Genomic DNA, 21,741 nt, shown 5'->3' with positions numbered 1-21,741 from the left:
CTAGGACTTCCCCGTGACTGTCAGGACGATGAGGACGCAGTTGAGTCCCACGATCAGTGCAGCGCTGGTCCACCCGGCAACCCTCAATGGCGTGGAATCCGCGTGGATGCCCATGACCTCGCGCTTGCCGGTGAGCCGGATCAGCGGAATCAAGGCGAAAGGAATGCCGAAGCTCAGCAGGACTTGGCTCAGCACGAGTGCCAGGGTGGGTTCGATGCCCGCGCCGAGAATGACCAGCGCCGGGACCAGCGTAACCACCCGGCGGAGCAGCAGGGGTATTCGGATCTTGAGGAGCCCGCCCATGACCGTTGCTCCGGCGTAGCATCCGACGGACGTTGAAGCGAGGCCTGAGGCAAGCAAACCGACACCGAAAGCCACGCCGATGATCGGACCAAGGGCAGATGTCACAGCGGCATGGGCACCGGCGATCGTGTCGGTTCCTTCGACTCCCCGCAGGCTGGACGCGGCCAAAAGGAGCATGGCGATGTTCACGACCCCGGCAAGCACCAAAGCCCCCACGACGTCCACACGGGTGATCTTGATGAGCCGCGTCCGTTCAGCGGGGTCCTCCGAGAAACCATGCCGGTCGCGGGCCAGGGCTGAATGCAGGTAGATCGCATGCGGCATGACCGTGGCGCCGAGCATGCTCGCGGCAAGAAGGACAGTGTCCGTGCCCTCGAACCGCGGCACCAGACCCGCCAGTACGCCACCGGTCTCGGGGGGATTGACGAAGAGACCCGAGACGAAACCGACGGCGATGACGGCCAAGAGCATCATGATGGCGTATTCAAAGGACTTCTGGCCCCGTGACGACTGGAGCGCCAGGAGCAACATGGAAGCCACTCCGATGATGATGCCGCCCATAAGAAGTGGCAGTCCGAAGAGGAGGTTGAGGGCCACCGCTCCGCCGATGACTTCGGCCATGTCGGTAGCCCCGGCCACCACCTCTGCCTGGACCCAGAACAGTCTGCGGCGGTGGGTTCCCAAGCGTTTGCCCAGGAGCTCAGGAAGGCTGTGCCCGGTGGCCAAACCAAGTTTCGCCGATTGGTACTGCACCAGGACCGCCATGATGTTGGCCGCTACCAGGACCCACACGAGGAGGTAGCCGTAATTCGCTCCTGCGGTGAGGTTTGCCGCGACGTTGCCCGGATCCACGTATGCGATCGCAGCCACGAAAGCCGGCCCCAACAAAAGCAGCCGGGACTTCCACCGGGGTTTGCTCGCCGGTCGCTCAACAATCGTGGCAGCCATGGCTTCCTCAACATCGGGGATACGGACATGATGAGGATACCGTTAAGTTAGGCATACCGAAAAGTGGGTTTTAGGTATGGCTTAGGCGTGGGTGGGTTCTTCCACCAGCGCCGTGGCGATGCTGTCCGCGTCGTCGAGCGCTGCGAGGTACCGCTCGGCATCCAGCGCCGCTGCGCAACCCGTGCCGGCGGCGGTGATGGCCTGGCGGTAGCGGTGGTCCACCGCGTCACCGCAAGCGAAGACTCCGGAGAGATTGGTCACCGTCGTGGGGGAGTCCACTTTGATGTAGCCTTCGGCGTCGAGCTCCACTTCTCCCGCAACGAGGTCCGTTCGAGGGACATGTCCGATGGCCACGAATATGCCCGTAGCCGCATGTTCACGCGATTCACCGGAACGTGTGTCGGCCAGGGTTACGCCGGTGACTTTGGTGTCGCCGTGGATTGCGGTGATGGCGGAATTCCACGCGAAGCGGATTTTTGGATTGTCCTTGGCCCGCTGGGCCATGATCCGGGAGGCCCGGAGCTCTTCCCTGCGGACCACGACGGTTACGGTCTTTGCGAACCGGGTCAGGAACATCGCTTCTTCCATCGCGGAATCACCGCCGCCCACCACGATGATTTCCTGCTCGCGGAAGAAGAAGCCGTCGCACGTTGCGCACCACGAAACGCCGTGACCGCTCAGTCTCTTCTCTTCGGGCAAACCGAGTTCCTTGTAGGCGGAACCGGTCGCAAGGATGACAGCCGGTGCCTCGTGGGTGTCGCCCGAGCCGGTGACCACACGTTTGAGGTGGCCACGCAGCTGGACTTCCGTGACGTCGTCGAACACTATCTTGGCGCCGAAGCGCTCGGCCTGCTCCTGCAAGCCATCCATGAGCTCGGGGCCTTGGATTCCGGCGGGGAAACCGGGGAAGTTCTCCACCTCGGTGGTGTTCATCAACGCGCCGCCGGCGGTGACTGATCCGGCAAGGACGAGGGGGCTCAGCCCCGCCCGGGCGGCATAGATTGCCGCGGTGTAGCCGGCAGGGCCGGATCCGATGATGATCAGTTGTTCTTTGCTCATGGGACAAGTGCAACAAGGTCGGGGGCTTCAATCAAGGGATCGTCAATCCACGTGCATAATGGGTGGATGTCCAGCGAAGCCGGAGCCGTCCTGATCCGGCCCATGAGTCCCGAGGATTGGCCCGAGGTCCGTGCGATTTTCACGGAGGGTATCGAGACCGGCCAAGCCACCTTAGAAGCGGCAGCACCCGAGTGGGAACAATTCGATGCGAGCCGCCTTCCTGATCATCGATTCGTCGCTGTTGCGTCCGGCCACGTGGTGGGATGGACGGCCGTTTCCCTGGTGTCTGCGCGCCCGGCTTATGCCGGCGTCGTCGAACACTCCGTCTATGTCGCCGGTTCTGCCCGCGGACGGGGTGTCGGAAGCCTGCTGCTGAAAGCGCTGGCCGCGTCGACCGAAGAGCATGGCATCTGGACCATCCAGTCGAGCATTTTCCCCGAAAACCAAGCCAGCATCCGCCTTCACCAGGCCAATGGCTTCACCATCGTCGGCCGCCGTGAACGCATCGCACGAATGAGCGCGGGCCCCCTTGCCGGCCAATGGCGGGATACGCTCCTGCTTGAACGGCGCTCACGCCGGGTCTGAAGTGCTTCGGCGAGCCGGGGACCGGACGCTTCGGCGGCTCATCGTATGTGGAAGAGGCTGTTGAGGGCTGCCCATTGGAGGAGCATGATCGATTTTCCGTCCACGATCCGGCCGTCGTTGATCATGGCGAGAGCATCGGCGAAGGCAATCTCGATGGTTTCGATGTCCTCGCCTTCCGCGGCTACTCCACCGCCGGGTCCTGTCTGGTCCGCCGGGGTGTAGGGCGCGACGTAGAAGTGCAGCCGTTCGGTGACCGATCCGGGGCTCATGTATGCGTCGAGGACGTGCCGCAGCGCTCCGACCTCGACGCCGAGCTCCTCGTTTGCCTCGCGACGGATGGCGGTTTCGGGGTCGTCGTCGTCCAGCAATCCGGCAGCAGTTTCGATCAGCATCCCGTCCGGATGATCGTTGACATAGGCAGGAAAGCGGAACTGCCGCGTGAGTAGAACCGTGCCCCTGCCGGCGTCGTACAACAAAATCGTCGCGCCATTCCCTCGATCGTAAGTTTCGCGTTCCTCCGTGACCCATCGGCCGTCCCTGCGGCGGTAGTCGAAGGTGGTGCGACGCAGCACGTGCCAACCGTCGGAAGTCACTTCGACGTCGCGCACCACCACGGCGGGATTGCGGTCGAGGCCTCGGCCGGCCTGGTCGAGACCGGTGCGGCCGCGGTGGTCGGGTACATCAATTCCAGGACGCAACGTTGTGGGCGGGGCATCGTTTCTCGGAGTCATCCCGCTAGAATAGTGCATGATCGTGCAACATCAGGAAGGAATGGGCATGCTTGCTGCCGAACGGCACAAATTTCTACTCTCGCGGCTTGCGGCCGATGGCAAGGTGATCGCCAAAGACATCGCCCACGAACTTGGATTATCCGAAGACAGCGTGCGCCGCGATCTGCGCGAGCTTGCCGCGGCCGGGCTGTGCCAGCGTGTGTATGGCGGTGCGCTGCCGGTTTCTCCTGCCATCGCCGACTACGCAACCCGCGTTACCGTTGAACCGGAGAGCAAAGGCCGCATTGCTGCCCTCGCCGCTTCGATGGTCCACCCGGGTTCCGCCGTGATCCTCGACGGCGGCACCAGCACCCTCGCGGTGGTTCACGCGCTGCCTGCGGAGCTCGACTGCACTGTGATTACCCACAGCCCGACCATCGCCTCGGCGCTTATCGACCACCCACTCATCGAAGTGTTCCTCCTCGGTGGTCGCTTGTTCAAACACTCCGCCGTGACGTGCGGGGCTGCCGCCGTCGAGGCGACCCAAGCCATATCCGCCGAGCTGTTCTTCCTGGGCGTCACGGGAATCCATTCCGTCCACGGACTGACAACAGCTGACGCCGACGAAGCCGCCATGAAACGTGCCCTCGCCGCCCGCGCGGCCGATACCTACGTCCTCGCCAGTACCGAAAAGATCGGGGCCGCTTCGCGCTATTCGGTATTGCCTTTTGCCAGCGTCGCCGGGATCATCACCGATGCGCCAGCCAAAGATCCGACCATAAGGGAGCTCTCGCGCCTTGGCGTCCCTGTCCTTGACGCTGGTTGATCCGGTGGTCCGTAGGCCCCGCTACTCTGCTCGCTCCTGGTGTGCGCGGATGACAAAGTGTTCCACGCGGCGGTCCGGAATCAGCCAGATCAATGCCACGACGGTGTACGCGGCAACGGCGAGCAAAGGATGCAGAAGACAGAGGCCAAGGCCGGCCAAATAGATGAGCGGCGACGTCTTCCCCTTCCAGTCCCGGCCAATCGCCTGGGCGAGCGCACCCTGCCGTCCCTGGTGCCGGATCAACGATTGCTGCAGGACGAAGTAGGCAATGGCGGCGCAGAGCAGGTTGAACCCGTAAGCCAGCACAGGGACCTCGGCGAAGCCTGAGTCATCCATCCATCGCGTGCTGAACGGGAAGAGGGATATCCAGAACAACAGGTGCAGGTTCGCCCACAGTATCCGGCCGTTGACTCGATCCGCCAGATGGATCATGTGGTGGTGGTTGTTCCAGTAGATCCCCACATAGACGAAACTGAGCAAGTAGCTGAGGAACGTGGGAAAGACGCTGAGCAAGGCATGCCAGCTCGGTTCCGGCGGAACCCGCAGCTCAAGCACCATGATGGTGATGACAATGGCGAGGACGCCGTCACTGAATGCCTCGAGCCGGTTCTTGTTCATCTAGTTGCCTTCATGGGGACATCATCGTTGCTGCGGACTCCCTCGGCCAAGGGATGCTCGCGGACAGCGAAAATCCCTGCGCGGCACAAGCGAGCGGCCGGGGCCACATGCTCGTGCCCCGCAGGGACTTTATTTACGGGGAGGGACGGGACCCGTGCACTGACGTTACGCCTGCCCTTTCCGCCTAGCCCAGTGTGGACGCGTCAATGACGAAGCGGTACCGAACATCTGAAGCGAGCACGCGTTCGTAGGCGTCGTTGATCTTGTCGGCCGGGATGACCTCGATCTCGGCGCCGAGTCCATGTTCGGCGCAGAAGTCAAGCATTTCCTGGGTCTCCCGGATGCCGCCGATCGCCGATCCGGCAAAGGAGCGCCGTCCCGTGATGAGTGAGAACACGTTGACGGGCAGGGGTTCCGCCGGCGCGCCCACGTTCACCAGCGAGCCGTCGAGCGCCAGCAACTGAAGGTAGGAGCTGATGTCGATCGGGGCGCTGACGGTGTTGATGATCAGGTCGAAGGTCCCCGCAAGCTCTTCGAAGGTGGCCGGCTCGCTCGTGGCGAAGTACTGGTCGGCGCCCAACCGCAGGCCGTCTTCCATCTTCTTCAGCGATTGGGACAGTACCGTGACGTCGGCCCCCATGGCGTGCGCGAGCTTGACGGCCATGTGGCCCAAGCCGCCGAGTCCGACCACGCCGACCTTCTTGCCCGGGCCGGCGCCCCAGTGCCGGAGCGGCGAATAGGTGGTGATGCCTGCGCACAGCAGGGGAGCGGCGGCGTCGAGCTCTATCCCTTCGGGGATCCGCACCACGAAGTCCTCAGTCACGACGACGTGGGTGGAGTAGCCGCCCTGGGTGATGGTCCCGTCGCGGTCAATGGCGCCGTAGGTCCCGGTCATGCCTTTCAGGCAGTACTGCTCCTCGCCCTTGCGGCAGTTCTCGCATTCGCGGCAGGAGTTGACCATGCAGCCGACGCCGACGCGGTCGCCGACCTTGTGGCTGGTCACTTCGGGGCCGATTTCGGTGATAATACCGGCGATTTCGTGGCCCGGAGCGAGCGGGTAGGATTGCGGTCCCCAGTCCCCGCGGACGGTGTGGATGTCTGAATGGCAGATGCCTGCGTACTTGATTTCGATCAGCACGTCGTGGGCACCGACGTCGCGGCGCTCAATGGTGGTCGGGACGAGGGCTTCGCTCGCGGACGGGGCGGCATAAGCATTGACGGTCAGCATTTTTCTCCTGTTGTGGACGGAGGATTGGCACTATCTACCCAACACGAGATTTCCGATGCGAGGGAGTCCCTGCTGGGAGGGGTATTGGCAGGGACTCCCTCAACTCAATCGGATCTGTTGGGGACTAGTTGGCGCCCAGGAAGATCGGGTTCGTCAGCGCTGCCATGGGACCGAGCGGGATGACCGTTCCCATTTCCGTGCCGCTGCCGGAGGTTCCGTCGATCTTCGGATGCCGGACCTCCACGCGCACATACGCGGCGAGCTGTGGGGTGGTAACCCACGTGCTGGTTCCCTGACCCGACGCGGGAAGCGTCACCTGCTGGGTCTGTCCTTCGTCCGTGATGAAGCGTACGACGCCGTTCGGCACGCCGGCGATTTTCGCCGTCACCGTGACCGGGGCGTCTACCGCGACCTTGAGCCGCTCGCCCACGGTTGCGCTCTTGCCGCCGGAGGTGACCTGGAAGTCCACCGAGACGTCAGCCGACTCGGCGATCCAGTTCCGGCCATTGCGGATGCCGTCAAGCAGGGCATCGCGGGACAACGCTACTGCGTTGACCACGTTGTGGGGGAATCCGATGACCTGCGGGACGCTGTGGGCGTCGCTGTTGCCCATCGCGGGGAGCCACCGGCCCCCCGTGCGCACGGAGTGGGCCAGCATTGCGTCCCACGTGTTGACGGAGGACTCGTCGTCAATGGTCCACGGGCCCGTCCATACCTCTACGGCGTCGGCGTCGTCGTAACCGAACTTCCAGCGGCAGGCGACGTACGGGCAGTACGGGTGGGCCGGAACAACAATGCCGCCTGAGGCGTGGATCCGCTGGGCTTCCTGCTCGAACCCTTTGTCGCGGGCCCGGTAGCGCCAATCGATCCATTCGCCCGGCTCCAGGCCGAGCGCGAGGTAGTGGCCGTTTCGCGTGGTGACTTCCTCGCCCGTGAGGATGAGGAGGTCGTTGCCGGCGAGCGGTCCCCAGACGCCGTGCGATGCCGGAGTGTTGTGGTCCGTCGAGATCATGAAGTCGAGGCGCGCGGCGCGGGCGCCGGCTGCGACTTCCTCGGGGGTGCGCTTTCCGTCGGAGTAGACGGTGTGCAGGTGAGCATCGCCGCGGTACCAGGCCGCGCCTCGGCCGGCGATCTGCTGCGGCGGGTACTGGGGCTTGAAAGGAGTGACGTCGGGTCCGTACTCAAGGGTCACGTTCACGGTGTAGTCAAGGCCCTGCTCGGCTACCTGGTAGGGGCCGAGCACGACGTTCCAGGTGCCCTTTCCAATGGGTCCCGGCAAGTAGCCCGGCGTCGTTTCGCCCGCGCTGATGCTGAATTCGGTCCGGAAACCGCCGGACCAGCCGCGGAAACCCTTGCCGGCGAGGTCGGTGCCCTTCTCATCGAAGATTCCGATGTCGCAAGCGTTCCCGAGGAGTCCGGAGGCCACTTGCGGTTTGCTGTAGATGTACGAAACGCTGATCTTGTTGACGCCGGACGGGACATCGATGGGCAAATAGACGAAGTCTGCGGCGCCCGGATCCAGATGGCCGGTGATCGTCTTGGTCTTGCTGGTTCCGGCAGCGGCTGCCGCGAACGAAACCGGGGCCAGGGTCAAGGCCGCGCCGGTCAGTGCGGCGGCCAGGAAGCCGCGCCGGGTAGAAGAAAAGGAAACATTGTCGCCCGAATGGGCTTTGCATGGTGAAGTCACTCCCTCGATGTTGCCTACCGTTACTGAACAGTAGGCAACGGAACCAAGAACGCAGCATGAAACCAGGGGCGTCGGCAAGTGGCGTCCATTTACTGGGCTTGTCTTTGATTGGACCCTTGCCACGAGCGACGCCCGGCCTTACTGTTCTTGGCATGCACCAAGGGCTGGGGCGACGGCGCAATCCATTCCCATGTACCGAACAGGACGGTGTTTTTAGATGTGCGATATTCCGGGTTTGATCAGTCGCCTTGAGGCCGAAGACCTCGCCCGATTGCGCGAGGCAGGCAAAGAAAAGCCCCTGGAACCAGGGATGATCGCCGCGATAGATGCCGCGGCCGGAGGGCCAGGCGAAGGCCGCGGTTATTACGTGGTCAGTGGGTCCCTGTATCCGGTCGACGCCAGGGAATACCACCTCAGGGAAGACGTAGCGGAGGCCGTGTTGGAAGCGGAAGGATCCTCCGTAGGCGTCACGGCATAGACCCGGGGACGGCATTACCAGGCCACCGGCACCGGCCCACAGTGGAAAACCAGGTGGGCCGGTGCTTTGGGATACAGGGTGCTTTGGGCTACAGAGCGCCCAATAGCTCCTGCATTTCCTTGATCTCGGCCTCCTGGGCCGTCACGATGTCCTTGCCGAGTTCGAGGGCATCGGCGTTCTTACCGTCGGTGCCTTCCTTCTGTGCCATGGCCACGGCCCCTTGGTGGTGGGCGATCATGTGGGTCAGGAACAGCCTGGCTGCTTCCTGGCCTTGGGCGGCCTCGAGTTTCTTCAAGTCCTCATCGCCCACCATGCCGTTCATGCTGTGGTCACCCGACATCCCGGCCGGCTCGTTCCAGTCCTTGAGCCAGCCCGTCATCTTCTCGATCTCCGGGCCTTGGGCTGCCTTGATCCTGCCGGCGAGCGCAGTGACTTGGGCAGGGAGTCCGGTCTTGGCGAGCACGACGTCGCTCATCTGAACGGCCTGGGCATGGTGAGGGATCATCATGCGGGCAAACTCTGCGTCCGCAGCGTTGTGGCCTCGAGCCGCGGACGAACCGACGCTCTCCGTGGCGGAATCAGACGGGGAGGCACTTCCGTGGTTCATTCCCGGCATGCTGCTGCCGCCGGTTCCGGCCGAGCAACCGGCAAGCGAGATGGCCGTGGCAACGGCAAGGGTGGTCATGGTCAGGTTTTTTCTCATGGTTTTGGGGTCCTTCAGTCAGTCAGCCTGCAGTGGTACGGCTGCGTGGGACGCGCACAGCAAGCCCACCGCGTGGGCGGCGCGTCAGGGTGGAGTCTTGTGCAGCGGGCTGGCGGCCCGGTGCGGCTGTGGATTCTACGTGCGGCTGATGCAGAGATCGCCCGGGGAAGGACTTCCCGGGCGGTGCGAGTAGCCGGGGACTTGGGCGCCAGCCTCGGCCGTGACCGCATTGGCATAGGGCGGGACGCCGGGTAGGGGTGCTGTCAGCGTGTTATGGCCCGGCGCAGGCACGCAGACGGCGTGCAGGGCAGACATCTCCGTGCAGGTGCCCGAGCTTGTGCAAGACGGTGTGGGCGGCGAAGCCGCGTGGTGGACTGCTTGCTGGCTAACGACGGAGGCTTGGCTCACGATGACGCCCGGGCTCATCGCGGCGGTGGCGTGCATGCTGTGCCCACCCGCCATGACATGCATCCCGAGGATTCCGGCGATGATCGACAGCAGTCCTGCCAACAGGCCGATGCGGAGGAGGAAGGCGGTGGCGCGGCCCCGTAGGGGGTCGGTCATGGTCTTCCTCCTTCTGTGGCTTGTACGCTCGGTCCTCAGGCTATACGACGGGTTCAACGAGCGTAGGCACCGTTCAGTTTCACCCTGGCTGTTTTTCCGCCCCCATAGTCCGTCCCGTCATGGTCCTCGGTGGTCGCCAGGTTTATCCCGCCGCCATAGTCCGTCCCGTCATGGTCCTCGGTGGTCGCCAGGTTTATCCCGCCGCCATAGTCCGTCCCGTCATGGTCCTCGGTGGTTGCGCGGCTTTTGCGGCGGCCGCTTCGCGGGCAAGGAACGCTCCGAGCTCGCCGATGGTGCTCATCAAGGGCGCCGGGAAGACGACTGTGGTGTTCTTGTCCACGCCGATCTCCACCATGGACTGCAGGTTGCGCAACTGCAGGGCCAAGGGGTGGGCCATCATGGTGTCGGAAGCCATGCCCAGAGCGGCGGCGGCCAAAGACTCGCCTTCGGCGGCGATGATCTTGGCGCGCTTCTCACGCTCGGCCTCGGCCTGGCGGGCCATGGCGCGCTTCATGCTGTCCGGCAGCTGGATGTCCTTGAGTTCCACGAGGGTCACTTCGACGCCCCATTCCAAGGTCAGTCCATCAAGGATCTGGCGGATGTTGGCATTGATGACATCCGTTTCTGCGAGCGTCTCGTCGAGGGTGTGCTGGCCCACTACTTTGCGCAGCGTGGTTTGTGCGATCTGGTCGATTGCGGCGTAGACGTTTTCGATGGCGAGGACCGACTTGATGGCGTCCACCACCCGGAAATACGCGACGGCGGAAATGTCCAGGCTGACGTTGTCCCGGGTGATGATGCCTTGGGACTGGATAGGCATGGTGATGATCCGCAGAGAGACTTTCCTTAGCCGGTCGACAAACGGAATGATGATCACAAGCCCCGGCGTCCGGAGGCCCTGGACCCTCCCAAGCCTCAACAGGACACCGCGCTCATACTGGGTGACAATGTGGACGGCCATCGCGAACCAGATGACCAGCAGGACAATCAAGACAATGAGCCAAGTGATGGCGTCCGCTGTCATGGCCGCCCACCGGCTTCGTCGCTTAGTGCTGATGCGTTCATGGCGGAGATCCTTCGGTGGCAGTGGAGGGAAAAGGGAGCCCAATTTCCGCAGCGAGGCAGGCGAACCCGCTTACGTTGTATCTCCAGTAAATACCTTGGATTCGCCGAGTTGTAGGGCCTGCCCGCCCACCTTCGCGGTCGTTCGAGGGGCGCCTGATCCAAGGGAATTGACGTGGTCAGACAAACGAAAGGAACGCCCCTCTGGGACGTTCCTTTCAATTTCGTGGCTTAGACCCTTTCGCGGGTCCGGTCGATAACCGGCTCCGGATCGTTCGTGAACTCACGGTGGCGGCGTGGGAAGGCCCAGAACATGAAGTCCTTCGCGTCGACCTTGGGCTCAGGGCGTTCCTCAGGTTCCTGTGAGGCATCTTTCCTGGTGTCCCGCCGGAAATCCTTGTTGTAGCCGTAGCACATCACAGACCTCCTTCTAGCAACTGCCCTTTAATCGTCCTCCCGATTCGGCAAGCAGTCCACCTTTCAGGGGCGGATCAGCATATAGGCACAATGGAGGAGTGAAATCCCCACTCGTTCCCCGGAACGCCGCGCTCGCATACCGCCCTTTCGACCTGGACACGATCGGCGCGGGACTCGTCTTCGGAGAATCGCTAGGGGAACTCGCCAAAGCCCTCGGTGCGGGAGGAACGGCAGGAACCGCCGTCGTGCAAGCGCCTCCGGGGACCGGCAAGACGACGCTCGTGCCGCCTTTGCTTGCCAATATCGCGCTCGCCGACATCCCGGCCGGCGCCGCCGCCGGGAAAGAGCGCCCCCGCGTGATCGTGACCCAACCACGACGGGTCGCAGCGCGCTCCGCCGCTCGACGCCTCGCCGCCCTCGACGGCAGCCGCCTCGGCGAGCGCGTCGGTTACACGGTCCGCGGCGAAAGCCAGACTGTTCCGGGGACCATCATCGAGTTCGTCACTCCCGGAATCCTGCTGCGCCGCCTACTCGCAGATCCGGGGCTTGAGACCGCCAGCGCTGTGATCCTGGACGAGGTTCACGAACGCGGCCTGGAGACAGACCTGTTGCTCGGAATGCTCATCGAGGTCCGCGAGCTGCGGGACGACCTCACCCTCGTCGCGATGTCGGCAACCCTCGACGCGCCACGGTTTGCCGCGCTGATTGGAGGCATCGGAGAAGGAACAGACGGAAAGCACGACGGCGGCAGGCCGGCACCCGTCGTCGACTGTCCGTCCGCGCTGCATCCCTTGACGGTGGACTGGGCGCCCGCGGCAGGTCCACGGTTGGACGGACGCGGCGTGACCCGCGCCTTTCTGAACCATGTGGCGGAGACTGCCACGGCGTCGTACTCGGACACGCTCGCAGCCAATCCGGACGTCGACGCCCTGGTGTTCGTCCCGGGTGCGTGGGAAGTCTCATATGTCGCTTCCCGGCTGCGCGCCGGCCTCGCTGCGAGGGTACCGGGCGCGGAGGTATTGGAGCTTCACGGCCAGGCAAGCCCGGCGGAACAAGACCGGGCGGTCTCCGGCCGCGAGCCCGGCGGATCTCCCCGGATTATCGTCTCGACTGCCCTGGCCGAATCCTCCCTGACAGTTCCGGGAGTGCGGCTGGTCATCGACTCGGGCCTGTCCCGTGAACTGCGGCGTGACGCCAACCGCGGCATGTCCGGCTTGGTCACCGTCTCGTGCTCCCGTGCGTCCGCCGAACAACGCGCCGGACGCGCTGCACGCCAAGGGCCAGGACGAGTGGTCCGCTGCTACGAGCAAAAAGCATACGGAGCCGCGCCGGCCCACCCCACACCGGAAATTGCGGCCGCCGACCTGACGGGCGCCGCGCTCGTCCTGGCCTGTTGGGGATCGCCGGGTGGCCGGGGGCTCGCACTTCCGGACGCGCCGCCCCAAGCAGCGATGGACGATGCCATCGAAGTGCTGCGGGAACTCGGTGCGATCGAGCCTGACGGACTAGCCACGGACGTGGGAAAGACCCTGGCCAGGATCCCCGCCGATCCACGACTGGCCCGCGCGCTGCTGGATGGTGCCGCCGCTGTCGGGCACCGCGCGGCTGCCGAGGCCGTCGCCCTCGTGGCAGGGGATCAACGGGCTCCGGGGGCTGACCTGACGCGCCTCCTGGCCACACTCCGGACAAGCAAGGATCCCGGAGCCCGGCGTTGGGCCGAGGATGTCCGCCGGATGGAGGCGATCGCACGCCAAGAGGGGCCCGCCGTCGGGCCTTCCCGGACCGCATCGCCGGGCTTGTCTTCCCCGGCGAGCCCCGCCGAGGCCTTGGGGTTCGTCGTCGCGCTCGCGTTCCCGGACCGTGTGGCGCGCCGCGTTCCAGGCACCGGTGCTGAACGCTACCTGCTGACATCCGGGACACGGGCCGGGCTGCCGGCTGGCAGTCCGCTCACCGGCCACGAATGGCTCGCCGTCGCCGAAGTGTCCCGCGCGGAGGGCCGGGACGCGGCAGGGACCGGCGCCGTCATCCGTTCCGCAGCGCCATTGGCGGCGGATGCGGCGGAAGCTGCCGCCAGCCACCTACTGGGCGACGCGGTGCAAGCCGAATTCAAACAAGGCCGCGTCACCGCCAGGCAAGAACGGCGGCTGGGAGCGATCCTGCTTTCGTCGACGCCCGTGCGGCCCTCCATCGACGACGGGCGCGTCGCCGTAGCCCACGCGCTGGCGAAGGAAGGTCTGGGGACCATTGGATGGTCGCCGGCTGCCGATGCGTTGCGCCGGCGATTGGCTTTACTGCACAGGGAACTGGGCGATCCATGGCCGGACGTCTCCGAACCTGCGTTGCTGGCCCGGTTGGAGAGGTGGCTGGCACCGGAGCTCGAAGCGCTCGCCGGAGGCGCTGCGACGAGCGGGATCGACTTGGCCGAGCCGTTGCGGCGGCTTTTGCCGTGGCCGGAAGCGGCCCGGCTCGGTGAACTGGTGCCGGAATGGCTCGAGGTGCCGAGCGGTTCGCGGGTGCGGATCGACTATCCGGACGCCGCCGACGACGACGGCCGGCCGGTTGTCGCCGTGAAGCTGCAGGAGTGCTTCGGCTGGGCTGCGACGCCGCGTTTGGTAGGCGGACGCGTGCCGGTGCTGTTCCACCTGCTTTCTCCAGCCAGGCGGCCGCTGGCCGTGACAGACGACCTGGCTTCTTTTTGGTCCGGCCCCTACGCCCAGGTCCGTGCGGAAATGCGCGGCCGCTATCCGAAGCATCCCTGGCCCGAAGATCCGTGGACCGCGCCCGCCACGGCCAAGACCAAACGGAAGATGTGACCTCGGCTCGCAGGCGGTTCCAGCCTTCTGGGTGGCATTCACAGGCTCTTTCTTTAGGATGCGACGGTGATGAACATGGAATTGCGTCCCGCCGACCTTGCCAACGACTGGTGGCAGGCCGTGCTGCGGGGATTCACCACCCAAGAGGTCCCGAATCTTGCGACCCCGGTGGTGTTCGGCATCCTGGCTGCGGCCGTTGTATTGAGTATCCCGCGGGCCACCTGGCGTTGGTTTGGCCTTTACGTGACCTTCGTGCATGAACTTGGCCACGCGTTCGCCGCCCTGATGACGGGGCGGATCGTCCATGGGCTCAAGATCGGGCTGGACCACTCGGGACAGCTCCTGAGCAGCGGGCGCGGTAAATTCGGCGCAGCCTGGTCCGGTTTCTGGGGATATCCGAGTCCCGCGGTGGTAGGTGTGGCGCTCATCTGGTCCGTGTCGGCAGGGCGGTCCGGGGCGGCCATGTCCATCGGCGCGCTGGTATTGCTGATCGCACTGATCTTTCTACGGAACTTCACTGGAGTCTTCGTGGCGCTCCTCAGCGCGGCGATTGCCCAGTTGCTTGTCATGTTCGCCACTGCCTCGACGGTGAGCCATGTGGTGCTCGGACTCGGCATAGCCCTCGAGGTGGGGGCGGTGCGGGACTGGTTCAAGGTGGCTTCGGTCCACACCCGTCGGCGGGACCGGCTCGCGTCGTCGGATGCCTACCTCCTGGCCCGGTCCACGGGGGTACCGTCCTTGCTGTGGCTGGTGGCTTTCGCTGTTGTCATCGCAGCAAGCGCGGTCTTTTCCCTTCGCATGGTGTGGGGCATGCTCTCCTAAGCCTGCGGTTTCGGCACAGACTGGGTCGATTGCTCTTGCCGTGCGCCGGTCCAGGGTGTGGAATCGGTTAGCAAAGGACGCGGGGGATCCGGCTTCTACTCCAGGAGGTGCTCATGTCGGTGAAAGGCCCAGGCAGTGCGACGAAGGGGTCGAACCGGACCAACCCCGATCTTCGACGGGCGGACCCTTCCTCGGCGCCGGCCGATCGGCCCGAAAACATCCGCAACGTCGTCCTGATTGGCCGCTCGGGCGCGGGAAAGACGATGCTGCTCGAATCACTCCTTTACGCTGCCGGGGTGGTGACCCGCATGGGTTCGATCGTGGATGGCACCACCGTGAGCGACTCGGAGGCGACGGCCATCCACCAGCAGCGGTCCATCGGGCTGTCCGCGGCGCCCTTGGTCTTTGACGACGTCAAAGTGAACCTTCTCGACACCCCGGGCTACGCCGATTTCATGGGCGAGCTGCGCGCGGGACTGCGCGCTGCGGATGCGGCGTTGTTCGTAGTGTCGGCCGTTGACGGAGTCGACGCCGGAACCACCGCCCTCTGGGGTGAATGCGAGCGCGTTGGCATGCCCCGGGCAGTCGTCATCAGCCGGCTTGACCATCCCCGGGCGAACTACGATGCCGTCCTGGCCGAATGCCGGTCCGCCTTCGGCGATTCCGTCCTGCCCCTTCATTTGCCGGTCCGAAACGCTGACGCTGTTTCGGGGGTGCTCGGGTTGCTTTCGGGCTCGGTGTCGGAGTACACCCCCGGGGAACCACGGCCTGCGGTCCGGGCTGCGACAGCGGCGGAACTGGCCGGCGCGGACGGTGTCCGAGGTGAACTCATCGAGGGCATCATCTCCGAGAGCGAGGATGAGACCTTGATGGACCGGTACCTCGGCGGCGAGGAGATCCCCATCGATACCCTCGTGGAGGATTTGGAAACCGCGATCGTCCGGGGGACGTTCTTTCCGGTACTGGCAAGCTCCTCCGTGACCGGAGTCGGCACGGCCGAACTGCTGGAGGTGCTGACCCGCGCGTTTCCGCCTCCGACTGAGAGAAGCCTCCCGACGGTTACTGACCTGGGCGGGACGCCCATGGAACCCCTGGCGTGCGATCCCGACGGTCCGCTCCTTGGCGAAGTGGTGCGGACTACGGTTGACCCGTTCCTGGGACGCGTGTGCCTCGTCCGTGTCTTCTCAGGGACGCTTCGCGAGGACTCTGCCGTGCATGTCGGCGGGCACGGCCTGGCCGAGCGCGGCCACCCCGACCACGACAGTGACGAGCGGATCACGCACCTTTACTCTCCGTTGGGGTCCAGCCTTCGGCCGGTACAGTTCGCCGTTGCCGGGGATATTTGCGCGCTGGCGAAGGTGGCGAGCGCCGAGACGGGAGACACGGTTTCCGCACGCGAGGCTCCATTGCTCGTGGAAACCTGGGACATGCCCGAGCCGCTGATGCCTGTGGCGATCGAAGCGGCCTCGCACGGCGATGAGGACGCCCTGTCGAAGAGCCTGGCGAAGGTGGCCGCAGGAGATCCGACCCTGAGGGTGGAGCGCAACTCCGAGACGCACCAGCTGGTCCTGTGGTGCATGGGCGAGGCCCACTCGGAGGCAGTTCTCGACCGCTTGCGGGAGCAGGGGGTGAAGCTGCAGACCGTGGACGTCATCACGCCCCTCAGGGAGACCTTCTCCGCCCAGGCCGCCGGCCACGGGCGCTACGTCAAGCAATCCGGCGGCCACGGTCAGTACGCGATTTGCGATATCGAAGTGGAACCCCTGGAACGCGGGGGAGGCTTCGAGTTCGTCGACAGGATTGTTGGCGGGGTCATCCCGGGAACGTATGTTGTGTCGGTCGAGAAAGGCGTCAGGGCCCAGATGAGCAAAGGGGTGCGCGCGGGTTTCCCCGTGGTCGACATCAGGGTGACCCTGGTAGGCGGCAAGACCCACAGCGTCGATTCGTCGGACGCGGCTTTCCAGGCCGCGGGCGCGTTGGCCTTGCGGGAGGCCGCGGCGGCGGGGAGCATTCAACTCCTTGAACCGATTTCGGCCGTGACGGTCCTTGTGGCCGACGAGCATGTGGGTGCGGTCATGAGCGATCTGTCCTCACGCCGCGGACGCGTCACCGGCACGACATCCGTGGGCGGAGAGCGCACTGAGATCAGCGCCGAAGTCCCGGAACAGGAACTGCTGCGGTACGCGATCGTGCTGCGGGGACTGACGGCGGGCAGCGGACGATTCCGCCGGGAGTACTTGCGGCACGAGCCGCTGCCGCCCGGCATCGCCGTTGCCTCGGCGAAAGCCTGAGGCTCAGCGTCTGCTTCCAGCTCAGCGGTTCTTACGAAGGAACGCCGACACCGGAGCCGCCAATGAGGCCCCCACCTCCGCAGCGCTCTTCTTGACTCCCACGCGGTCAAAGGAATGGTCACCGCCGTCCCACCACTCGATCGTTGCGGTGGGTCCGATCCGGGCCACCACGCTTTCGAGCAGCTCGGCCGTCGCGAAGGTGTCGCGGGTTCCCTGTAGGAAGAGCATGGGCAGCGTGAGCCCATAGAGGTGCTCATCGCGGAGCTTCTCCGGTTTTCCAGGCGGGTGCAGCGGGTAGCCGAGATAGACGAGTCCCGCGGCGGGCATGCCTTCGGCGACTGCCATCGACGCCATGCGACCGCCGAAGGACTTGCCGGCTGCCCACAACGGTTCGCCCTCTGAACGGGACGCCGCTTCCGCCATGACGGCCCGCCATGTCGCGATCGCGGCAGGCGGCCGGTCGGGGAACCGCTTGCCGGCTTCCCGGTAGGGGAAGTTGAAGCGCAAAGTCGCGACGCCGTCGTCATTTAGCGCATGCGCGAGGCCGCCCAGGAACGGATGCTCCATGCCCGCACCGGCTCCGTGGGCAAGAACGAGGGTCGCGATCGGTTTGTCCGGCCGGGCGTAGATACCCGAGATCGCCGTACCGTCGACGTCGATCGTGACATGGGATTCGGCGATGCTCATGCTCACTCGAATCGGGAGGGATCGCCGGTGCCGCGCCTGACTACTTCCGCCGTGCCGCTCGAGAAGTCCACCACGGTTGTGGGCTCTGCGCCGGTGTCTCCGGAATCGATCACCGCTTCGACCAGATTGTCCAGTCGTTCCTTGATTTCCCAGCCTTGGGTCAAGGGTTCCTCCTCGTCGGGGAGCAGCAAGGTGCTGGAAAGAAGTGGTTCGCCCAGTTCGGCCAGCAGTGCCTGGACAAAATTGTGGTCCGGAATCCGCACGCCTACCGTCTTCTTTTTGGGGTGCAGGAGACGGCGCGGCACTTCCTTCGTGGCCGGCAAGATGAACGTGTAGCTTCCCGGCGTCACGGCCTTGATGCTTCGGAAGACATCGTTGTCGATCATGACGAACTGCCCGAGCTGCGCGAAATCCTTGCAGACCAAGGTGAAATGGTGCTTGCTGTCGAGCTGCCGGATCGAGCGGATCCGATCGAGGGCTTCCCTGTTGCCGATTTGCGCGCCGAGAGCGTAGCAGGAATCGGTGGGGTAGGCGATGAGCCCGCCGGACTGGAGGATATTCACCACCTGGGCAATTGCACGTGGTTGGGGGTCCTGCGGGTGAACATCGAAGAATCTTGCCATGCCACGAGCTTACGGGCAGGCCCTACTTCAGGACAGGACATCCTTGCTCGTGAATTTGCCATAAGCCAGCGCTCCGGCCGCCACGATGTAGCCCGCCTGCAGCAGGGCATTGTCGCCGAAGCTCGTCCATGAGATGGGTTGGCGCAAGAGATCGGCAAAACCCAACCAGTAATGGCTGAACAGCCACGGGTGCAGCCACTCCAGTTGCGGAAGGTTGTCGGCCACTTGCGACACAACGGACAACACTATGGTTGCAGCCATGGCTCCGACCGGCACGTCCGTAAAAGTGGAAATCGCCAGCCCGATTGCGGACAGACCCAACAAGGACACTGCGATGTATGCAGCAATCAGCAGGGAACGCACTACTGATTCGCCGACGCCGATAGTGTCGCCGGAGAGCAGGGTGACGGGACCCACCGGGAAGAGTGCGACGCCGGCCAGCGCGCCGGCGGCGGCCACCGTAAGGGTTGCTGCCAGGCAGAACGTCGCGGCAGACGCGTATTTGATCAGCAAGAGGCGGACGCGTCCCGCCGGGGCGACGAGCAAGTACCTGAGCGTGCCAAGGTTCGCTTCTCCGGCAATCGTGTCGCCGGCCACCACTCCGATCGTGAGGGGAAGGAACAAGGGCACGGAGACGATCATTGCCGTGACGCCGACGAAAAGCCCGTTTTGGGTGATGCGATCAAGGAACGGCGGACCGCGCCCCGGCGCCACGGGATGCGAGCTCAGCTTGACCGCCGCGGCGATGAGGAGGGGGATCGCCGCGAGCGCGAGGAGCATGGCCCATGTCCGCAGCCGCCTGAACAGCACCGAGAGCTCGGAGGCCATGAGCGACCACGAGCTTGATGGCCGGGTGTTTGTTACCGGGCTTCCCGGCGCGGCAGTCGTGACTTCGGTTTCGTGTTCAGCCGGCAATGTCGAAACCTTCTCCGGTCAGGGAGACGAAGCGCTCCTCCAGGCTGGCGTCCTCCACGCCGAAGCCCCGCACCCGGACGCCGTCGGACACGAGGGCAGCCACGATCGCCTCGGGAGCCACCTCGTATCCCGGCGGGCCGGTGCTGACGAGGCTCTGGCCGTCGGCACCGTGCGAGCCGGGCGGCGGAACTGACAGTTCCGATTGCAGGCCGAGCCTGGAGAGGACACGCACGGCGGCTTCGATATCGGGCGTGTGGAGCCGGATCGTTGCCTTTCCCGCGGCGCGCAGTTCGTGCAGGGTTCCTTGCGCCACGAGCTTGCCCACACTCATGACTCCCACATGGGTGCACATCTGTTCCACTTCCGCGAGGAGATGGCTGGAAACGAACACTGTCGTGCCCCCCGCGGCCAGTGAGCGGACCAGGCTGCGCACCTCCCGGGTCCCTTGCGGATCCAAGCCGTTGGTGGGTTCATCGAGGACAAGCAGTTCCCTCGGACGCAGCAGGGCATGCGCAATCCCCAGCCGCTGCTTCATCCCGAAGGAATAGGCGCGGACTTTCTTAGCTGCGGCATGGGACAACCCCACCCTCTCGAGCGCGTCATCCACCCGCGAGGCCCGGGTCCGCGGCGAGGCATGAAGATCGGCGCTGTCCAAGCGCCGAAGGTTCGCCGCCCCGGACAGGAAAGGGTAGAAGGCCGGGCCTTCCACCAGCGAGCCCACATTGGGCAGCACCGTTGCAAGTTGGCGCGGCATCTCGCCGCCAAGTACCCGGATGTGGCCGTTCGTGGCGGCCGCCAAGCCAAGCAGCAACCGGATGGTGGTGGTCTTGCCGGAGCCGTTTGGACCAAGGAAGCCAAAGACCGAACCGCGGGGAACTGCAAGGTCAACGCCGTCGACGGCGGCCCGGTGCCCGAAGCGCTTGCTCAGGCCTTGGGTCTCGATCGCCAGTTCAGCTGGCGCGGCCGCCTCCGTCATTTCGTGGCGGCTGCGGACTGCAACCGCTCGAGTGGCACCATTCCCGCGAACACGCGGCCGTCGTCGAGCACCAAGACAGTTACCAGGCTGGTCGTCAGCGCACGGCCGCCCGCGACCGGCTGGGTGAGCTGGGCCAACATCGGAGCCGAGCGGACATCAGTGGGAACCGTGCCCGAGGGCAGGGCGATCACTGTGTCCCAACCGGTGCCTGTGATCGTTGGCCGGCCCGCTGTTGCCTTTCCCTGCGGTGCCTGCCCGGTCTTACCGGGGAGGGCACGCGGTTGCGGGGGTGCCTTCTCCTCCACGGCGGCACCGCGGGGCGGAGTGAAACTGAACAGGGCGGCGTCGGGCGCCGACAAGCTCAAGTCAGTGAACGCGAGCGAAAAGGCCGCTGCGGCCTGGCCCCGTGCCCGCACGTCCACGCCGAGCGGCAGGCCGGAGGCGGAGTCGACGGCGACTGTCACGGAATCGACCAGCGTGCCGGTACTGCGCGGCTTGATCACCAATTGGTAGGCCGTGCGCCCGGCCACCGTGGTTCCGTCGCCCACTGTCACGTCTGTTGTAGGCCCGACGGCGGCGAGGAAGTGCTGCGCGACGACATCAGGCGTGACCGCTCCGGGAGTCGGCGTCGCGTGCGGGGCCGCAGCGCGGGCCGGTTCGGCGGGCATCGTCATGTGCGCCGCACTGTTGTCGGCCGAGTTGTAGAGCCAGAGATCGTTGCCGTTGCGGACGAGGTCGCGCTCGGCGAGCATGTCCATCACCTGGAACCTTGCCTTGGCGGGGCCGTCCAGGTAGACCCGGACCGTGTGTGAACCGCTCAAAAGCTCGATGACCGACGCCGGACCCTGGGTTGCAGTTGGCCCGACGGAGGGGAGCTGGGGGAGTCCCATTTCGGAACTCTGCTGGAGGGTTCCGGACAAGGCATGGACGTCGGCGCGGCCGATCATCGCGATAATTTCCTCTGCCGTTTTGTGCGGCAGGCTCGTCGCGGCCCCTGCCTGGTAGGAACCAGCCAGGGCAGCCGCAGCAAGCGCTACCGGAACCAGCGCAGCAGGCAACCAACGCAACCAAGAGCGGGTCATGGCAACCTCGCGAACCATCCACCATCGGCGAAGTTCATGCTTCCAGAGTACGCCTGGTGTCCGGAGTGATCACGTGCCTCGTTGAGGCGGGAATATTTTCACTTCGGGCCGTCCCCGACTTTTCCCGAAGAATCCAAAGTTCAACCAAGGATCACCGCAGTTTCCTCATTGAGGGGTTTGCGCGAACTAAGCTTGGTCCAGCTAGCTCCTGGTTTGAGCGTCCGGCCCGACACCTGAAGGAAGTCCAAAATTCGTTCCGCGTCCGTTTCTCGTCATATCCTGTCGCTGCTGCTGGCTACCTTCGCTGTGGCCTTTTCCGGAGTCTCCGCGGGGGCCGCCTCGCC

At 65.0% G+C, this 21,741-nt stretch carries 21 protein-coding genes; 6 read left to right on the top strand and 15 right to left on the bottom strand.

Annotation, left to right across the window (positions count from 1 at the left end; all coding sequences use genetic code 11):
* The gene (locus tag ABEA18_RS19875; protein ID WP_345452037.1) at positions 1-1,251 is read right to left on the bottom strand and encodes an Nramp family divalent metal transporter; all 1,251 of its coding nucleotides are present in this window, start codon (positions 1,249-1,251) and stop codon (positions 1-3) included.
* A gap of 81 nt (positions 1,252-1,332) precedes the next feature.
* Complete coding sequence (trxB, locus tag ABEA18_RS19870) at positions 1,333-2,310, bottom strand: thioredoxin-disulfide reductase (protein WP_345452035.1); 978 nt, start codon at positions 2,308-2,310, stop codon at positions 1,333-1,335.
* Between the two features lie 66 nt (positions 2,311-2,376).
* On the opposite strand from trxB, the gene ABEA18_RS19865 reads away from it, so the two are divergent.
* Positions 2,377-2,895 (top strand): GNAT family N-acetyltransferase, encoded by a 519-nt coding sequence (locus ABEA18_RS19865; protein ID WP_345452033.1) that lies wholly within the window; start codon positions 2,377-2,379, stop codon positions 2,893-2,895.
* Positions 2,896-2,933: 38 nt separating this feature from the next.
* Here the strand turns inward: ABEA18_RS19865 and ABEA18_RS19860 are convergent, their stop codons facing one another.
* Positions 2,934-3,626 (bottom strand): NUDIX domain-containing protein, encoded by a 693-nt coding sequence (locus ABEA18_RS19860; protein WP_345452031.1) that lies wholly within the window; start codon positions 3,624-3,626, stop codon positions 2,934-2,936.
* 16 nt (positions 3,627-3,642) lie between these two features.
* On the opposite strand from ABEA18_RS19860, the gene ABEA18_RS19855 reads away from it, so the two are divergent.
* On the top strand, positions 3,643-4,431 hold the full coding sequence (locus ABEA18_RS19855; protein ID WP_345452029.1) for a DeoR/GlpR family DNA-binding transcription regulator: 789 nt from the start codon (positions 3,643-3,645) through the stop codon (positions 4,429-4,431).
* Positions 4,432-4,452: 21 nt separating this feature from the next.
* Here ABEA18_RS19855 and ABEA18_RS19850 read toward each other — a convergent pair whose 3' ends face one another.
* From ABEA18_RS19850 to ABEA18_RS19840, 3 genes are all read right to left on the bottom strand, one after another.
* The gene (locus tag ABEA18_RS19850) at positions 4,453-5,049 is read right to left on the bottom strand and encodes a TMEM175 family protein (RefSeq protein ID WP_345452027.1); all 597 of its coding nucleotides are present in this window, start codon (positions 5,047-5,049) and stop codon (positions 4,453-4,455) included.
* 184 nt (positions 5,050-5,233) lie between these two features.
* A complete protein-coding gene (locus ABEA18_RS19845; protein ID WP_345452025.1) occupies positions 5,234-6,277 on the bottom strand; it encodes an NAD(P)-dependent alcohol dehydrogenase in 1,044 nt (347 codons plus the stop codon).
* A gap of 124 nt (positions 6,278-6,401) precedes the next feature.
* Entirely contained in the window at positions 6,402-7,964 is a 1,563-nt protein-coding gene (locus tag ABEA18_RS19840) for a CehA/McbA family metallohydrolase (RefSeq protein ID WP_345452023.1), read from the bottom strand.
* Between the two features lie 235 nt (positions 7,965-8,199).
* Here ABEA18_RS19840 and ABEA18_RS19835 point away from each other — a divergent pair, with 235 nt between their 5' ends.
* Positions 8,200-8,442 (top strand): hypothetical protein, encoded by a 243-nt coding sequence (locus ABEA18_RS19835; protein ID WP_345452021.1) that lies wholly within the window; start codon positions 8,200-8,202, stop codon positions 8,440-8,442.
* An 88-nt stretch (positions 8,443-8,530) separates the two neighbouring features.
* On the opposite strand, the gene ABEA18_RS19830 is transcribed toward ABEA18_RS19835, so the two are convergent.
* From ABEA18_RS19830 to ABEA18_RS19815, 4 genes are all read right to left on the bottom strand, one after another.
* Positions 8,531-9,145: a DUF305 domain-containing protein gene (locus ABEA18_RS19830; protein WP_345452019.1), complete on the bottom strand. Its 615-nt coding sequence runs from the start codon at positions 9,143-9,145 to the stop codon at positions 8,531-8,533.
* Positions 9,146-9,280: 135 nt separating this feature from the next.
* Positions 9,281-9,709, bottom strand: coding sequence for a hypothetical protein (locus tag ABEA18_RS19825; RefSeq protein WP_345452017.1), 429 nt, complete (start codon positions 9,707-9,709; stop codon positions 9,281-9,283).
* A gap of 193 nt (positions 9,710-9,902) precedes the next feature.
* Entirely contained in the window at positions 9,903-10,733 is an 831-nt protein-coding gene (locus ABEA18_RS19820) for a slipin family protein (protein WP_345452015.1), read from the bottom strand.
* A gap of 269 nt (positions 10,734-11,002) precedes the next feature.
* Positions 11,003-11,188, bottom strand: coding sequence for a hypothetical protein (locus ABEA18_RS19815; RefSeq protein ID WP_078108763.1), 186 nt, complete (start codon positions 11,186-11,188; stop codon positions 11,003-11,005).
* Positions 11,189-11,286: 98 nt separating this feature from the next.
* On the opposite strand from ABEA18_RS19815, the gene hrpB reads away from it, so the two are divergent.
* From hrpB to ABEA18_RS19800, 3 genes are all read left to right on the top strand, one after another.
* Entirely contained in the window at positions 11,287-14,001 is a 2,715-nt protein-coding gene (gene hrpB, locus ABEA18_RS19810) for an ATP-dependent helicase HrpB (protein ID WP_345452013.1), read from the top strand.
* A 69-nt stretch (positions 14,002-14,070) separates the two neighbouring features.
* The gene (locus ABEA18_RS19805) at positions 14,071-14,823 is read left to right on the top strand and encodes a M50 family metallopeptidase (RefSeq protein WP_345452218.1); all 753 of its coding nucleotides are present in this window, start codon (positions 14,071-14,073) and stop codon (positions 14,821-14,823) included.
* A 113-nt stretch (positions 14,824-14,936) separates the two neighbouring features.
* Positions 14,937-17,114, top strand: coding sequence for an elongation factor G-like protein EF-G2 (locus ABEA18_RS19800; protein ID WP_345452011.1), 2,178 nt, complete (start codon positions 14,937-14,939; stop codon positions 17,112-17,114).
* 21 nt (positions 17,115-17,135) lie between these two features.
* On the opposite strand, the gene ABEA18_RS19795 is transcribed toward ABEA18_RS19800, so the two are convergent.
* From ABEA18_RS19795 to ABEA18_RS19775, 5 genes are all read right to left on the bottom strand, one after another.
* A complete protein-coding gene (locus tag ABEA18_RS19795; RefSeq protein WP_345452009.1) occupies positions 17,136-17,801 on the bottom strand; it encodes an alpha/beta hydrolase family protein in 666 nt (221 codons plus the stop codon).
* Positions 17,802-17,803: 2 nt separating this feature from the next.
* The gene (locus ABEA18_RS19790) at positions 17,804-18,424 is read right to left on the bottom strand and encodes an L-threonylcarbamoyladenylate synthase (RefSeq protein WP_059389303.1); all 621 of its coding nucleotides are present in this window, start codon (positions 18,422-18,424) and stop codon (positions 17,804-17,806) included.
* 27 nt (positions 18,425-18,451) lie between these two features.
* Positions 18,452-19,252, bottom strand: coding sequence for an ABC transporter permease (locus ABEA18_RS19785; protein WP_345452216.1), 801 nt, complete (start codon positions 19,250-19,252; stop codon positions 18,452-18,454).
* Between the two features lie 76 nt (positions 19,253-19,328).
* Positions 19,329-20,315, bottom strand: coding sequence for an ABC transporter ATP-binding protein (locus ABEA18_RS19780; RefSeq protein WP_345452007.1), 987 nt, complete (start codon positions 20,313-20,315; stop codon positions 19,329-19,331).
* Positions 20,312-21,397: a LolA family protein gene (locus ABEA18_RS19775; RefSeq protein ID WP_345452005.1), complete on the bottom strand. Its 1,086-nt coding sequence runs from the start codon at positions 21,395-21,397 to the stop codon at positions 20,312-20,314. The genes ABEA18_RS19780 and ABEA18_RS19775 overlap by 4 nt, the downstream gene beginning before the upstream one ends.
* Between the last annotated feature and the right edge of the window lie 344 nt (positions 21,398-21,741).

This window comes from Arthrobacter gyeryongensis (assembly GCF_039543785.1).
In the GTDB taxonomy this organism is placed as follows: Bacteria; Actinomycetota; Actinomycetes; order Actinomycetales; family Micrococcaceae; genus Arthrobacter; species Arthrobacter gyeryongensis.
This window is presented reverse-complemented; position numbering and strand designations above follow the sequence as displayed.

Excerpts from the sequence above, each read along its gene's own strand:
- ABEA18_RS19820 (WP_345452015.1), bottom strand. The coding sequence starts at position 10,733 with ATGACAGCGGACGCCATCACTTGGCTCATTGTCTTGATTGTCCTGCTG.
- ABEA18_RS19845 (WP_345452025.1), bottom strand. The coding sequence starts at position 6,277 with ATGCTGACCGTCAATGCTTATGCCGCCCCGTCCGCGAGCGAAGCCCTC.
- ABEA18_RS19865 (WP_345452033.1), top strand. The coding sequence starts at position 2,377 with ATGTCCAGCGAAGCCGGAGCCGTCCTGATCCGGCCCATGAGTCCCGAG.
- ABEA18_RS19850 (WP_345452027.1), bottom strand. The coding sequence starts at position 5,049 with ATGAACAAGAACCGGCTCGAGGCATTCAGTGACGGCGTCCTCGCCATT.
- ABEA18_RS19785 (WP_345452216.1), bottom strand. The coding sequence starts at position 19,252 with ATGGCCTCCGAGCTCTCGGTGCTGTTCAGGCGGCTGCGGACATGGGCC.
- ABEA18_RS19800 (WP_345452011.1), top strand. The coding sequence starts at position 14,937 with ATGTCGGTGAAAGGCCCAGGCAGTGCGACGAAGGGGTCGAACCGGACC.
- ABEA18_RS19795 (WP_345452009.1), bottom strand. The coding sequence starts at position 17,801 with ATGAGCATCGCCGAATCCCATGTCACGATCGACGTCGACGGTACGGCG.
- ABEA18_RS19790 (WP_059389303.1), bottom strand. The coding sequence starts at position 18,424 with ATGGCAAGATTCTTCGATGTTCACCCGCAGGACCCCCAACCACGTGCA.
- ABEA18_RS19815 (WP_078108763.1), bottom strand. The coding sequence starts at position 11,188 with ATGTGCTACGGCTACAACAAGGATTTCCGGCGGGACACCAGGAAAGAT.
- ABEA18_RS19860 (WP_345452031.1), bottom strand. The coding sequence starts at position 3,626 with ATGACTCCGAGAAACGATGCCCCGCCCACAACGTTGCGTCCTGGAATT.
- trxB (WP_345452035.1), bottom strand. The coding sequence starts at position 2,310 with ATGAGCAAAGAACAACTGATCATCATCGGATCCGGCCCTGCCGGCTAC.
- ABEA18_RS19830 (WP_345452019.1), bottom strand. The coding sequence starts at position 9,145 with ATGAGAAAAAACCTGACCATGACCACCCTTGCCGTTGCCACGGCCATC.
- ABEA18_RS19875 (WP_345452037.1), bottom strand. The coding sequence starts at position 1,251 with ATGGCTGCCACGATTGTTGAGCGACCGGCGAGCAAACCCCGGTGGAAG.
- ABEA18_RS19805 (WP_345452218.1), top strand. The coding sequence starts at position 14,071 with ATGAACATGGAATTGCGTCCCGCCGACCTTGCCAACGACTGGTGGCAG.
- ABEA18_RS19775 (WP_345452005.1), bottom strand. The coding sequence starts at position 21,397 with ATGACCCGCTCTTGGTTGCGTTGGTTGCCTGCTGCGCTGGTTCCGGTA.
- ABEA18_RS19780 (WP_345452007.1), bottom strand. The coding sequence starts at position 20,315 with ATGACGGAGGCGGCCGCGCCAGCTGAACTGGCGATCGAGACCCAAGGC.
- ABEA18_RS19825 (WP_345452017.1), bottom strand. The coding sequence starts at position 9,709 with ATGACCGACCCCCTACGGGGCCGCGCCACCGCCTTCCTCCTCCGCATC.
- ABEA18_RS19855 (WP_345452029.1), top strand. The coding sequence starts at position 3,643 with ATGATCGTGCAACATCAGGAAGGAATGGGCATGCTTGCTGCCGAACGG.